We start from the raw sequence: 13,324 nt of genomic DNA on the forward strand, positions 1-13,324 counted from the left end.
GCAGCGCCGCTTGCGCCCGGTGTTGACGCCGAATTCCTTGCCGCGACGAGCGTGCGCAACGCAGCCTTCGCGTCGAGCCGCCGCCGATCCCGCCGGAGCCGCCGCTGCCCGGCCGCGAGCGCCCGGCGCCGCGCCGTCCCGACCAGCCGCCGGCCGCGGCCCAGGGCGCAGCAGCGCCTGGCGCGGACAATGCGGGGCTGCGCGGCTTCCGCGACGTCACCGCCGATCTCGCCGATCTCGGCCAGGCCGCCGCCCAGGCCAACCGTTCGGCGCGCAAGACCTACGCCAATGTGGCGCCGTCGACCGAATTCGACCGGCTCGAGCCGTCGATGGAGAACCGCGCCGATCCGGATGCGCCGTATTCCTACGACGAGTCGCTCGACGAGGCGTCGCGCTATCAGTCCGCGGCGGCGCGGTCTCGCGGCGAGCAGGACCGCACGGCCCCGCCGCCCAAGCCGCCCCGTCAGCCGTCGAAATTCCCGCTGCGCAGCGCGCTGGTGGTCGGCCTGGTGCTGGTGCTGGTCGGCGCCGGCCTTCTGTGGGGCCCGTCGCTGTACGAGTCGCTGCGCGCCATGATGAGCTCCGAGCCGTCGACCGAGACGGCGGCGCCGGCGCCGCCGCCGGCCTCGACCGAGCGGCCGAAGATCACCGATCGCGTCGGCCAGCCGTCGGGCGCCGAGCAGGTCGCCCCGGTGGCGCAGCGCGTCGTGCTGTACGACGAGGATCCGAGCGAACCGAAGGGCAAGCAATATGTCGGCTCGGTGGTGTGGCGCACCGAGCAGATCAAGGGCGCCAGCGCCAAGGGCGGCGCCGATCTGGCGGTGCGCGCCGACATCGAGGTGCCCGAGCGCAAGTTCAAGATGACGATGTCGTTCCGCCGCAACACCGACACCTCGCTGCCGGCGAGCCACACCGCGGAACTGACCTTCATCCTGCCGCAGGATTTCAGCGGCGGCGGCGTCAGCAACGTCCCCGGCATCCTGATGAAATCGAACGAGCAGGCGCGCGGCACGCCGCTGGCCGGGCTCGCCGTCAAGGTCACCGACGGCTTCTTCCTGGTCGGCCTGAGCAATGTCGAGGCCGACCGCGCGCGCAATCTGCAGCTGCTGAAGGAGCGCTCCTGGTTCGACGTGCCGATCGTCTACAGCAACCAGCGCCGCGCCATCATCGCCATCGAAAAGGGCCCGCCCGGCGAACGCGCCTTCTCCGAGGCGTTCACGGCCTGGGGCGAGTAGGCTGGGGCGAGTAGGCTGGGGCGAGTAGGCCTCCGTCATTCCGGGGCGCGAGCGCAAGCTCGCGAACCCGGAATCCCGATGAGTTCATCCTCCCGTCGTATCAACGTCGAGATTCCGGGTTCGCGCTGCGCGCGCCCCGGAATGACGAGCTGTCGTCGAGGGCTCTCGCTGTCGCGCGCCGACGATGCCGTCAGATGTTGCTGATGTCCTCTCCCCGAATCGAAACGCGCCGCGAAAATCGCGGCGCGTGCAGGAACGGTGGCCGAGGTTGCGGTGGCGCTACGGCGCGCCGTCGGCGCCGGCCAGCACGGCGTCGTGCACCAGCGCGCTCGCATCGGTGACGCCGCGTGCGGCGTTCTGCACGATGATCTGCGCCATCATCGCCTTGGTGGCCGGCGTGCGATGCTCCGTCGCGATCTGCGCGACCGCGATATCGAGCACCTCGCGCAGCGTAGCGACGTAAGCGGGATCGAATTTCGGCTGGTCGGTGGCGGTCATCGAGGGTCTCCTTCTTTGCAGTCCGCATCGTTTGCCGTCGCAATGCGGCTCAAGTGGGTCGCCTGGATGAAGTTGCGGTGACGCGCGCTGATATTTCGGTGATGGGGATCGTGACGCTTTCTTCATGTGTTGGAGAAGTGCCTGCGGCACAGTCATTTCCGGACGCCGCGCCGGCGTGCCGTGGAGCGCCGCTGCTGGAGTCATTCCAAATCGCATGCGGGCCGCGATGCGTCGGTGACGGCGTGTCGATCGCGATGAGTCCGATGACGGTGCTGTGTCCCGGCTGCACGCCGCCGTGTGGCGCGCGCGTGTCGGCGGGCGACGCAGGACACGGTCGGCGCGGCGACGATGCGGAAGAGCGAGGGGCGGCGGCACGATGGGCGCCGCGGTCAGCGCCGCGCCGCGCCGGCGTGGCGCGCGGGGCACGCCGGCGCCTGTGGCGCCGCGGCGCGCCGGGTCGCCGAACGCACAACGCCCGCCGAGGTCCCCCCAGGGTCCTCGACGGGCGTCGGCTATTGCGTCGAAGTAAGGAAGCTTACTTCTTGGCCGGAGCAGCGGCCGGGGCCGGTGCAGCCGGAGCCGCCGGGGCGGCGGCGACGGCGGTGTTGCCGTTCCAGTACTTCGGGAACCACGACGTGTTGTTGATCAGTGCGAGATGCACCAGGATCGCGATCACGGTGACGCTGCCGAGCAGGAGCGGCAGGCCGACGGTCGGATTAACGACGGTCCAAATACGACCTTGATTCATGTTCGATGCTCCTTAGTGCAGCCAGGGCGAGTAAACATACGCCAGGAAATGGGCCACGATCGCGATCGCGCCGAAGATGCGCGTGCCGTCGATGACGTGCTTGTGGATCTCTTCCGACTCCGCGATCGTCAGACCGGTCGGCCAGACCTTGTTGGGATCGTCTGCCATAGGTAACCTCCTCAGAGACTTCATAAACTTCGTGCTGAACCCGCACGCGAGTGCCGCTCACAGCGACCGGGTTCGAGTTCACCGGTCGACCGGGCGCCGGCCGCCCGCTGGGGCCTGCCGCGTCGTCGACCGAGCACTGTGTCCCGGCTGAGACCTCCGCCTCCGGACCTCCTCCAGCGCTGCTGGTCAGGTGCCGATCACGGCGTTCTCTCGCTTGGTCACATTATCGTGACAGCATCGCTTGTCAACTTGACATGACACTACAAGCTGTCCGGTTCATGCCGGACAGTGCCGTGGGGATTGCTGCGGGATGCGGCCGGGATTTCGCTGGCAGCCTTCGCCGCTCATTCCCTCTCGTCTTGCGGGGGAGGGGGTGAGCGGGCACAGCGCCCGCGACGTCCGGCCGCCTCAGGGGTTCAGCGAGGTGATCATGGGCAGCAGTCGGTAGGCGAGCGCGACGGTGAGCGCGATCGCCGCCCAGATCAGCACATGCTGGAGCCAGGCGCCGGTCCTTGCCCCGTGCAGCAGCCCGCGTCCGAGATAGATGGCCAGCGCGGACAGCGCGGCGACGCTCACCACCATCCCGGAGTCGAACAGGCTGCCGTCATAGGCGGCGTCGTTCACGATCGCCGCGGCGGCGCCGATCAGCACGATCGCAAGGAGAAGCCACAACATGGCGCAAGTGTCGGTCGCGATCCGCGGCGCTGTCAATCCGCAGCACCGCCACGGGCGACCCATCGCCGCAGCGGCGTGGTTTGAAGCAATGCCCTCTCCCCGCATCGCAGCGCGCTCCCTCTCCCGCTTGCGGGAGAGGGCTGGGGTGAGGGCGACGCGGGCAGTGAGGCTGCTATTCGTCGACAGCCCTTCCCCCACCCGGATCGCTACGCGATCCGACCTCCCCCGCAAGCGGGAGAGGTTGCGCCGTGCGTGTTGGCAGGCAGGATGAGAACAGCGAGGTGCACTCCGTCGCCTTCGTGCGCAACGCCTCTCCCCGCGCCGCAGCGCGCTCCCTCTCCCGCTTGCGGGAGAGGGCTGGGGTGAGGGCGCGCCGGGCAGTGAGTCCGCATTGTGCGGGCGACATCGTAGGGCGGGTCAGCCGCACGCGTCACCCGCCGATCGCGAAGTCAAAGAAGGCGGCGGATGACGCTGCGCTCATCCGTCCTTCGGATTATGGAATCGGAGTTAGGTCGATAGACCTAGCGCGAGATGTCACCGCTGGAAAAAAGGCGCACCATTTCCGAAAGTAGTTCAGCCCGTAGGGTGGGCAAAGCGTAGCGTGCCCACGCTCGCGCGCGTGATGCACGAGTTCTTTCGACGTGGGCACGGCGCTCCGCGCCTTTGCCCACCCTACGCTTGCTAATCCGCCTACGGGCTTGGCTGATGCACTTTATGGCGCAGGAGGAGATTCTTCTCCTGGAAGCCCCTTACCTCGTGGTGAAGGCTTTGTATTTGACGAGGGCCTCTTTTCGTCAGTCCTCTCCTTCAAAACCGAGGATCTCAGTGCGAGGATCTTTGCGTTAATCTCCTCGGCGGATATCTCAACCCTCAGTTTTTCCTGAATAAAGGAAAGCCGTGATTCGCATTCCCGTATCAATTCTGACCACGTTTTGACCCATACTTGCGAATTTGGACTATCTAGGAACAGGCCAGGCGGGCGCTCTTTCTGAGTGATCCGGTCTTTTATGGTGGGGTGATATTCTCCCGTTATCAGGAAGAAACTCCAAAACGTATCAGTATGAAGGTAATCGGGTTGAGACTTGATCGCGGAAACGTAATCTTCGAGTTGGTCGAGTTCTTTCCGTCCGACCGAAATCGATGGTCGCTTGAGTTCAATTACTAAGTATTCGCGTTTGTTCGAGTCGGGTTGAGGTATGACGCGCCCGAGAAAATTGTCGAGCCTTCCAATCGCTCCGTTTGGCTTTCTTACTTTCCGCGAAGTCTTTGCAGCGAGGTCCTGAGCTACTCGCTCCATTACCTTTGTGAGGCCGCTCTCGGCCAAGGTGATATGAAATTGCTCGCCAAATATCCAAGTATTGTCGCGAACTATAACGTCAAGCTCCCCGCGCTCCCGAACTCGTTCTCGATGCTCAGGATTGAATGCAATTTCTCTCAAAATCTCCAAGGCAACCACTCGGTCCGCAATCAGGCTCGATGCTGAGATAATGTTGCCAAGGCCTGTCTTCTCCAAAAGCGAGGAAAATTCATCTTGACGAGCCTTTGGCAGGTTGACGACTGCGCGTAGAATTGTTGAGAGCGAGTCGGGATTGTGACGTACTGCTTCCTTTAGTAGGGTCAAAGTCATCTTCTTCAGTGAAGTGTCCGCTCGGCCAAATTCGCGTGAGTATGAAGAAACTGCATAGGTGGCAATATCAAAAACCTGACGTTCTTTTCGTTCGATTTCGTCGCGGGGCTCTCCTACGTATGGATATGCGCCCTCAGTCTTCAGTTTGTCGATCAGGCCCCGGGAGTTGTCTGCCTGTCGCTTGCGGAAGTAATCGGTTAGTTGATCTCTGACGTAAATGAGGATCTTGGCAAAGTCGGGATCGGTCAGGCTGTCAATTTCCAATAGATTTGCGTCTGCGATTTCTTGAAAGAAAGTGGAGTATGCGTATGCAGAGTACTCAAACCCTGGGGCTGTGACGTTCGCGGGTTGTGACCCTAAAACGATCCCGTTTTCTCCTCCCAGATGAATTCGCCTTGCTTCGACGTGCGAATTCCACTCGACCACAGTGATGGAAAGGTCAGTTATTGTTCGAGATGGGCAAATGACTATGTCGCGAGGGAGTTCTGTGGAGAGGTATATTGCGTCAGATGGTCTAATCCTCGTTCCGTTGTAATTGATTTCAACATTAGGGTATCGCAGGAGGTACGGCGCGAACACTGCACTCAGTTCTAAGAATGCTGCCTTTGACGCAAGCCAGTCCAGCGGTGACTTGAGGTTGATTAGTTCAACTCGAGTGCCGGTGGACGGATTGGTTGATCGTGCGGGATCACTTACTTCGCATTTACCCAGCGACGCGGCGTCAATTCTGATCTCGATATCTGTAAGTTGGTCGTTCTCTCTGTAAGTCGATTTCCAGATCGCTGCATTTGCGAGAGAGAAGAATCTGAGCCGCCCTCGGCCCTCTTTTCCGTGAAGCGCGCGTTTTCCAATCGTCGTCCTTGCGGACTTTTTCCAGGAGTCGCCGAGGTTGGCGAAGTCTTCCTCAGCTCTTCTCTTAGAAATACCCGTTCCGTTGTCGGAGACTGTGATGGTCTGGATGCCTCCAAGTGGATTCAACGCGAGGTCGATAGATATCTCCGTCGCATTCGCATCCAGTCCATTCCAGATGAATTCGGAGATGGCTTTTATTGGATCGCTTGTTCTCGCGACTTTCTCCAAGTGGTCCTGTTGAGCGGTTAATTTGAGCGTTCCCATGAAAAACTCTTTGCGAGATATAGATTCAATCCTCTCACCTCTAGCATTTCGTATCCAACTTCGCACTTGACAATTCAGGCGACTAGGAATATAGTCAATCCATCCCGCCCCATCGAGGGGCGCGTTGCCGGGACGCTGGTCGTCGCGGGGCGGGGTGTGGCGCCTGCGGGCGCGGGGCAGACGTTGCCCTGCGCCTCCGGGGAGCCGAGGGTACCGTCCGCCGCTACTACGAGCGGCTGCCGCTTTCGTGGCTGGACGGGCGCAGCAGAACGCGAGGTAACTCGCGAGCTCCCTGCGTTCCCGGAAGCACGGCCCTCGGTCAAAAATCGCCACGGTGGAGCGTCGAAAGGCGTTTCCGCGGCCTCTGATCGCCGGCGATCCGGCGATCACGCTGCGGCACTGCTACCAAGTTGCGCCTTTCGGCGCTCCGCCTCCCTCGGCCTGATGGCCGCCGGGAGGCCCCCTGAACCCACCACTCACGCAAATGATTTTGCGGGCAACGCCGCCGCCTGCGCGCGCGCGCGTCCCGCCAGCCGCAGGAGACGATTCATGATTTCTCCGGACGATTCCCTGTCGTGGGGCGAAGACTTCCTTGCCGCGGACGAGGCCGAGGACGACGCCGAGGCGCAGTCTGACGCGGACTACGCGGTCGCCGTGGTGGCGGTGCAGCGCGCGCTCGCCGATCGCGCCGGCGCGCACCAGCGCTGCAAGCTGGGGCGCTGCCGCCGCGAACGCGGCTGCCGCACCTTCGGCGATTGCGCCGTGCGGCCATGGCGCGACCCGGCCGATCATCGATACCAGCCGGCGATCGACGCCCTCTACGAGGCGATCAGGCGCGGACGGCGCGTTGCGGCGTTGGATGGCTGAACGGGGCTGGCCGTGCGGATCGCACCTTCGCTCCCTCTCCCCGCCCTTTTGCGGGGAGAGGGTTGGGGTGAGGGGCCGGGCAATGCGTCGCGATGCGGCGAAAGCTGTCGGGGGAAATCATTGCGCCGCGGAGTCCGCGCGGCCCGCGAGGCTGGTGACGAGGCGGCGTCGTGCCATGCCCCTCACCCGGAATTCGCGCTGTGCGCGAATCCCGACCTCTCCCCGCAGTGCGGGGAGAGCGTCCCTTATTCCTCGTCTTCGTCCCCGGCCTTCTTGCCGCCGATGGTCTTGAGCTTGGCGAACACGGCGTCGACGTTGAGGTCGTCCTCGCTGCGGCCGGAGGCGGCCGGCTCGAATTCGGCGTCCTTGCGGGTGGTCTCGGAGGCCGGCAGCAGCGTGGCGCCGCCGTATTCCTGGTCGGTCGGCTTCTCCTTGGCGGCGCGCTGCACCTCGAAGTCGAGCTCGATCTGCGAGCACAGGCCGAGCGTCACCGGGTCCATCGGCGTCAGCGTCGAGGCGTTCCAGTGGGTGCGGTCGCGCACGCTGGCGATCGTGGTCTTGGTGGTGCCGACCAGCCGCATGATCTGCGCATCCTTGAGTTCCGGATGATTGCGCACCAGCCACAGGATCGCGCTCGGGCGCTCGTGGCGGCGCGACACCGGGGTGTAGCGCGGGCCTTTCTTCTTGCTGGCCTGCGGCAGCACGACCTTGCTCTCGGCGAGCTTGAGGCGGTGGTCGGGGTCCTTCTCGCCCTTTTCGATCTCGTCGCGGGTGAGCTGGCCGGTCGAGATCGGGTCCATTCCCTTGATGCCCTGGGCGGCGTCGCCGTCGGCGATCGCCTGGATCTCCAGCGGGTGCATCTTGGTGAAATCGGCGACCTGGTCGAACGACAACGCCGTGTTGTCGAGCAGCCAGACGGCGGTGGCCTTCGGCATCAGCGGTGCGTTGCTCATGGCAAATCTCCTTTGTCCCTTGCCCCTCTGGTTTCGGAGGCAAGGCGGGTCATCGGCGATGACGGGGAATTGCCGCATATATATGCCGTTCGGGGCTTGCCGCGCAATGGTCCTGCTAAAGTGCAGCAGCTTGACGCCTTGACAGAGCCTCAAAGCCGTCCCAATTCCTTGATCAAGACGAACCCCACGCAACGCCCCAGGGCGTTGGCCGTTGCCGCCGTTCGCGGCGTGCGGGCAAGCCTCCCGGATCGCTCAAAAATGCTGGCCAAACCGCCCCTGAAGATCGTCCTCTGCTCGCCGCGCGGCTTCTGCGCCGGCGTGGTGCGGGCGATCGACACCGTCGAGCGTGCGCTGGCGCTGTACGGTGCCCCGGTCTATGTCCGGCACGAGATCGTCCACAACAAATACGTCGTCGACAGCCTGCGCGCCAAGGGCGCGATTTTCGTCGAGGAACTCGGCGAAATTCCCGACACGCGGGCCCCGGTGGTGTTCTCCGCCCATGGCGTGCCGAAATCGGTACCCGAGGACGCGCTGTCGCGGAACTTCTTCTCGGTCGACGCCACCTGTCCGCTGGTCACCAAGGTGCACCGCGAGGCGGCGATCCATTTCAAGCGCGGCCGCGAGATCCTGCTGATCGGCCATTCGCATCATCCCGAGGTGGTCGGCACGCTGGGCCAGCTCCCGGCCGGCGCGGTGACGCTGATCGAGACCGCCGCCGACGCCGCGAGCTTCACCCCGAAGAATCCGGACAATCTGGCGTTCGTCACCCAGACCACGCTGTCGATCGACGACACCGCCGGCATCGTGGCGATCCTGCGCCAGCGCTTCCCGAACATCTCCGGGCCGCACAAGGAAGACATCTGCTACGCCACCACCAACCGCCAGGCGGCGGTGAAGAAGGTGGCGCCGGTGGTCGACGCCATGATCGTGGTCGGCGCGCCGAATTCGTCGAATTCGCAGCGGCTGCGCGAAGTCGCCGAGCGCGAGGGCTGCCGGGTGTCGGTGCTGGCGCAGCGCGCCGCCGACATCGACTGGTCGCAGTTCGAGGGCATCACCAGCCTCGGCCTCACCGCCGGGGCCTCCGCCCCCGAGGTGATCGTCGAGGAGATCATGGGCGCCTTCGCCGAGCGCTTCGAGCTCAGCGTCGAGACGGTCTCGGCGGCGGAGGAGAACGAGTTCTTCCCGCTGCCCCGCGTGCTGCGCCCGGACGCCGCCGCCGAATAGCGGTGGGGAAGGGGGCCGGCCCCGGGGCCCGCCCTTTCATTGCCGGGCGCGCTGGTCTAGGAAGCCGCCATCACTCCTCACCACCCGGGACGCCCCCCATGGCGGTCTATACCGACGTCGCCGCCGACGACCTCGCGGATTTCCTCAAAGCCTACGAGATCGGCGATCTGTTGTCCTACAAGGGCATCGCCGAAGGCGTCGAGAATTCCAACTTCCTGCTGCACACCACGCGCGGCTACTTCATTCTGACGCTGTACGAAAAGCGCGTCGCGTCGGAAGATCTGCCGTATTTCCTGGCGCTGATGGCGCATCTCGCCGCGCGCGGCGTCAGTTGCCCGCAGCCCGCGAGCAATCGCCGCGGCGAGGTTTGCGGCACGTTGTCCGGTCGCCCGGCGGTGATCATCAATTTCCTCGAAGGCGTCTGGCCGCGCCGTCCCAATGCAATCCACTGCGCCGGCGTCGGCGAGGCGCTGGCGAAAATGCACCTCGCCGGCCTCGATTTCCCGCACACCCGCGCCAATCCGCTGTCGGTCGGCGGCTGGCGTCCGCTGTTCGAGATCGCGGCGCCGCGCGCCGACGAGATCCAGCCCGGCCTGCGCGATTTCATCGCCGCCGAGCTCGACCACCTCGAAGGTTGCTGGCCGCAGCATCTGCCGACCGGCGTGATCCACGCCGACCTGTTTCCGGACAACGTCTTCTTCATCGGCGACACGCTGTCGGGGCTGATCGACTTCCCGTTCTCCTGCAACGACATCCTCGCCTACGACGTGGCGATCTGCCTGAATGCCTGGTGCTTCGAGCCGGACCACGCCTTCAACGTCACCAAGGCGCGGGCGCTGCTCGCCGCCTATCAGCGCGAGCGCGCCTTGAGCGAGGCCGAGCAGGCGGCGCTGCCGCTTCTGGCGCGCGGCGCGGCGCTGCGCTTCCTGCTGACGCGGCTGGTCGATGTTCTCGACGTGCCGGAAGGCGCGCTGGTCAAGCCGAAGGATCCGCTCGAATACGTCCGCAAGCTGCGCTTCCAGCAAACCGTCGCCAGCATTCGCGATTATGGTGTCGAAGCTGCGGGAGCGGTGGCGTGAGCGAGTTACGACCGGTGATCATCCACACCGACGGCGCCTGTTCGGGAAATCCCGGTCCAGGCGGCTGGGGCGCGATCCTCAAATTCGGCGACACCGAAAAGGAACTCAAAGGCGGCGAAGCCCATACCACCAACAACCGGATGGAATTGCTTGCGGCGATCTCGGCGCTGGAAGCGCTGACGCGGCCGTGCACGGTCGATCTCTACACCGACAGCCAGTACGTCAAGAACGGCATCGGCAGCTGGATTCACAACTGGAAGCGCAACGGCTGGAAGACCGCCGACAAGAAGCCGGTGAAGAACGTCGACCTGTGGCAGCGCCTCGACGCCGCGCTGAAGAGCCATCAGGTGCGCTGGCACTGGGTCAAGGGCCACGCCGGCCACGACGAAAACGAACGCGCCGATCAGTTGGCCCGGGACGGGCTAACCGAGAACCGCATGAAATCGCGGATTAGTTGAGGCGGTATACGTCGTAGTGCCGTCATCCTGAGGAGCGAGCCCGAAGGGCGAGCCTCGAAGGATGCGGAAACGCGTGCAAGCGGCCCATCCTTCGAGGCGCGCGCAACAGCGCGCGCACCTCAGGATGACGAGCGTTGTGTAGTTAGTCCGGTTACAGCTGCCCCAGCAGCGTATCGCCGCCCGAGACTTCGACCTTGCCGGGGTTCGGCTCGAGGTTGAGCGTGGTCACCACGCCGTCTTCGACCAGCATCGAGTAGCGCAGCGAGCGGGTGCCGAGGCCGAATCCCGAGCCGTCCATCTCCATACCGATCGCCTTGGTGAATTCGGCGTTGCCGTCGGCGAGGAAGATCGCCTCGTCGCGCTGGTCGGTGTCGCGCTTCCAGGCGCTCATCACGAAGGCGTCGTTGACCGAGACGATCGCGATGGTGTCGACGCCCTTGTCCTTGATCGCATAGGCGTTGAGGAAGATGCTCGGCAGATGCATCTTGTGGCAGGTGCCGGTGTAAGCGCCGGGAACGGCGAACAGCGCGACCTTCTTGCCCTTGAAGATCTCGTCTGTGGTTTTGCTCTGAACGCCGTCCGCGGTCATGACGCGGAACGTGGCCTCGGGCAAGCGGTCGCCAACCTTGATGGTCATCTGCAGTCTCTCCCTGAAAAGGTGTTCGGTTCTAGCTTGCGGGCGGCGCACTGACAATCAGGCGCGGCGGCGAAGGCCGACGCAGATCACCTCACGCTTGCGTCATCGATGATACGTGTCCGCGTCATTCCGGGGCGCTCGCGCAGCGAGCGAACCCGGAATCTGAAACGGGCACCATCACTTCGATATTCCGGGTTCGCGCTGCGCGCGTCCCGGAATGACTGGAAAGGGGAAGAGCAGCTCGGCTTTATGCCGCCGCCTGGTTCTTCTTCTCGTCGCGCAACTCGCGACGGAGGATCTTGCCGACATTGGTCTTCGGCAGCGTGGTGCGGAATTCGATCTGCCGCGGCACCTTGTAGTTGGTGAGCTGGGTGTGACAGAACTTGATGACGTCCTCGGCGGTGAGGTCCGGGTCCTTCTTGACGATGAACGCCTTGACCGCCTCGCTGGTGCGCTTGTCGGGCACGCCGATCACGGCGCATTCCAGCACGCCGGGATGGCTGGCGATCACTTCCTCGACCTCGTTCGGATAGACGTTGAAGCCCGAGACCAGGATCATGTCCTTCTTGCGGTCGACGATCTTGGTGAAGCCGTCCTCGGTCATGACACCGACGTCGCCGGTGCGGAAATATCCGTCCTCGGTCATCACCATCGCGGTCTCGTCCGGCCGGTTCCAGTAGCCGCTCATCACCTGCGGTCCCTTGGCGCAGATTTCGCCGGGGGTGCCGAACGGCACTTCCTTGCCCTCGTCGTCGCGGATCGACAGATAGGTCGACGGCACCGGCACGCCGATCGTGCCGTTGAACTCGGTGACGGTGGCGGGGTTGCAGGTCAGCACCGGCGCGGTCTCCGACAGGCCGTAGCCTTCGGCGATCGGGCAGCCGGTCATCTTCAGCCAGGATTCGGCGACGGGCCGCTGCACCGCCATGCCGCCGCCGTTGGAGATCTTCAGCTTGGAGAAGTCGACCTTGTCGAAGCCGGGCGAATGAAGCAGGCCGTTGTACAGCGTGTTGACCGCCGGGAAGCTGTTGACCTGATACTTCATCAGTTCCTTGATGAAGCCCGGCATGTCGCGTGGGTTCGGAATCAGCAGATTGACGCCGCCGGCGCGCATGCCGAGCAGGTAGCAGGCGGTCAGCGCGAAGATGTGGTACAGCGGCAGCGCGCAGACGATGAACAGCTGATCGACATGCGGCGGCTTCGCCAGCGCCGGCTGCAGCCAGGCGTCGTTCTGCAGCACGTTGGCGACGACGTTGCGATGGAGCAGCGTAGCTCCCTTCGAAACGCCGGTGGTGCCGCCGGTGTATTGCAGGAAGGCGACGTCGTCGGGGCCGAGTGTCGGCTTGGTGAGCTTCAGGCTGCGCCCCGCCGAAACCGCGTCGTTGTAAGCCACCGCGCCGGGCAGCGAATAGGCCGGCACCATCTTCTTGATCTTGCGCACCACCAGATTGACGATCACGCCCTTGAAGCCGAGCAGGTCGCCCATGGTGGCCACGACGACGTGCTTGACGGCGGTCCGGGCGAGCACCTGTTCGACGGTGCTGGCGAAGTTCTCCAGCACGATGATCGCTTCGGCGCCCGAGTCCTTGAGCTGATGCTCGAGTTCGCGCGGGGTGTACAGCGGGTTGACGTTGACCACGGCGAAGCCGGCGCGCAGCACTGCCGCGATCGCGACCGGATATTGCAGCACGTTGGGCATCATCAGCGCGACGCGGGCGCCCTTTTGCAGACCCTTGCCCTGCAGATAGGCGCCGAGCGCGGCCGACATCTCGTCGAGCTCGCGATAGGTGATCGCCTTGTCCATGCAGATGAAGGCCTTGCGATCGCCGAAATCCCGGAAGCTCTCCTCGAGCAGCTGGACCAGCGATGCATATTGCGTCACGTCGATATCCGCCGGCACGCCCGGCGGGTAGTGCTTGAGCCAGATCCGCTCCATGGTCTTTTCCTCACATCGCCGGGAGCGCGTCGCTCCGCGTTATTGATTGTCGCACATCGCCCTGGTCCGGCGAATTGGCCGAAAGGCGCGGCAATTCAATCCT

The 13,324-nt window shown here is 64.3% G+C and carries 12 protein-coding genes and 1 pseudogene; 5 read left to right on the forward strand and 8 right to left on the reverse strand.

Features of this window, described 5'->3' with window-relative positions; translation table 11 throughout:
* Positions 1-44: 44 nt before the first annotated feature.
* Positions 45-1,235, forward strand: a pseudogene (locus tag ACTZWT_RS23760) (hypothetical protein); the annotation flags it as partial.
* A 279-nt stretch (positions 1,236-1,514) separates the two neighbouring features.
* On the opposite strand, the gene ACTZWT_RS23765 reads toward ACTZWT_RS23760, so the two are convergent.
* The 5 genes from ACTZWT_RS23765 to ACTZWT_RS23785 form a co-directional block, all read right to left on the reverse strand.
* The gene (locus ACTZWT_RS23765) at positions 1,515-1,733 is read right to left on the reverse strand and encodes a hypothetical protein (RefSeq protein WP_444772154.1); all 219 of its coding nucleotides are present in this window, start codon (positions 1,731-1,733) and stop codon (positions 1,515-1,517) included.
* Positions 1,734-2,268: 535 nt separating this feature from the next.
* The gene (locus ACTZWT_RS23770) at positions 2,269-2,481 is read right to left on the reverse strand and encodes a light-harvesting protein (protein ID WP_444772155.1); all 213 of its coding nucleotides are present in this window, start codon (positions 2,479-2,481) and stop codon (positions 2,269-2,271) included.
* 12 nt (positions 2,482-2,493) lie between these two features.
* Positions 2,494-2,649, reverse strand: coding sequence for a light-harvesting antenna LH1, beta subunit (gene pufB, locus ACTZWT_RS23775; protein ID WP_011440233.1), 156 nt, complete (start codon positions 2,647-2,649; stop codon positions 2,494-2,496).
* A 408-nt stretch (positions 2,650-3,057) separates the two neighbouring features.
* A complete protein-coding gene (locus ACTZWT_RS23780; protein ID WP_444772156.1) occupies positions 3,058-3,324 on the reverse strand; it encodes a hypothetical protein in 267 nt (88 codons plus the stop codon).
* Between the two features lie 712 nt (positions 3,325-4,036).
* On the reverse strand, positions 4,037-6,067 hold the full coding sequence (locus ACTZWT_RS23785; RefSeq protein ID WP_444772157.1) for an ATP-binding protein: 2,031 nt from the start codon (positions 6,065-6,067) through the stop codon (positions 4,037-4,039).
* A gap of 549 nt (positions 6,068-6,616) precedes the next feature.
* Between ACTZWT_RS23785 and ACTZWT_RS23790 the strand changes: the two genes are divergently transcribed.
* Positions 6,617-6,934 (forward strand): hypothetical protein, encoded by a 318-nt coding sequence (locus ACTZWT_RS23790; RefSeq protein WP_444772158.1) that lies wholly within the window; start codon positions 6,617-6,619, stop codon positions 6,932-6,934.
* A 245-nt stretch (positions 6,935-7,179) separates the two neighbouring features.
* Here ACTZWT_RS23790 and ACTZWT_RS23795 read toward each other — a convergent pair whose 3' ends face one another.
* A complete protein-coding gene (locus ACTZWT_RS23795) occupies positions 7,180-7,887 on the reverse strand; it encodes a DUF1013 domain-containing protein (protein ID WP_444772159.1) in 708 nt (235 codons plus the stop codon).
* A gap of 258 nt (positions 7,888-8,145) precedes the next feature.
* Here ACTZWT_RS23795 and ispH point away from each other — a divergent pair, with 258 nt between their 5' ends.
* The 3 genes from ispH (at position 8,146) to rnhA (ending at position 10,648) form a co-directional block, all read left to right on the forward strand.
* Positions 8,146-9,111 carry a 4-hydroxy-3-methylbut-2-enyl diphosphate reductase gene (gene ispH / locus ACTZWT_RS23800; protein WP_322515918.1) on the forward strand — a complete coding sequence of 322 codons (966 nt, stop codon included), beginning with the start codon at positions 8,146-8,148 and terminating at the stop codon, positions 9,109-9,111.
* A 98-nt stretch (positions 9,112-9,209) separates the two neighbouring features.
* Entirely contained in the window at positions 9,210-10,190 is a 981-nt protein-coding gene (locus ACTZWT_RS23805) for a homoserine kinase (RefSeq protein WP_444772160.1), read from the forward strand.
* Complete coding sequence (gene rnhA / locus ACTZWT_RS23810) at positions 10,187-10,648, forward strand: ribonuclease HI (RefSeq protein ID WP_444772161.1); 462 nt, start codon at positions 10,187-10,189, stop codon at positions 10,646-10,648. The genes ACTZWT_RS23805 and rnhA overlap by 4 nt, the downstream gene beginning before the upstream one ends.
* A 151-nt stretch (positions 10,649-10,799) precedes the next feature.
* Here the strand turns inward: rnhA and ACTZWT_RS23815 are convergent, their stop codons facing one another.
* A complete protein-coding gene (locus ACTZWT_RS23815) occupies positions 10,800-11,285 on the reverse strand; it encodes a peroxiredoxin (RefSeq protein ID WP_444772162.1) in 486 nt (161 codons plus the stop codon).
* A gap of 247 nt (positions 11,286-11,532) precedes the next feature.
* On the reverse strand, positions 11,533-13,221 hold the full coding sequence (locus ACTZWT_RS23820) for a long-chain fatty acid--CoA ligase (protein ID WP_444772163.1): 1,689 nt from the start codon (positions 13,219-13,221) through the stop codon (positions 11,533-11,535).
* Between the last annotated feature and the right edge of the window lie 103 nt (positions 13,222-13,324).

It is taken from the genome of Rhodopseudomonas sp. NSM, assembly GCF_052445935.1.
Lineage (GTDB): Bacteria > Pseudomonadota > Alphaproteobacteria > Rhizobiales > Xanthobacteraceae > Rhodopseudomonas.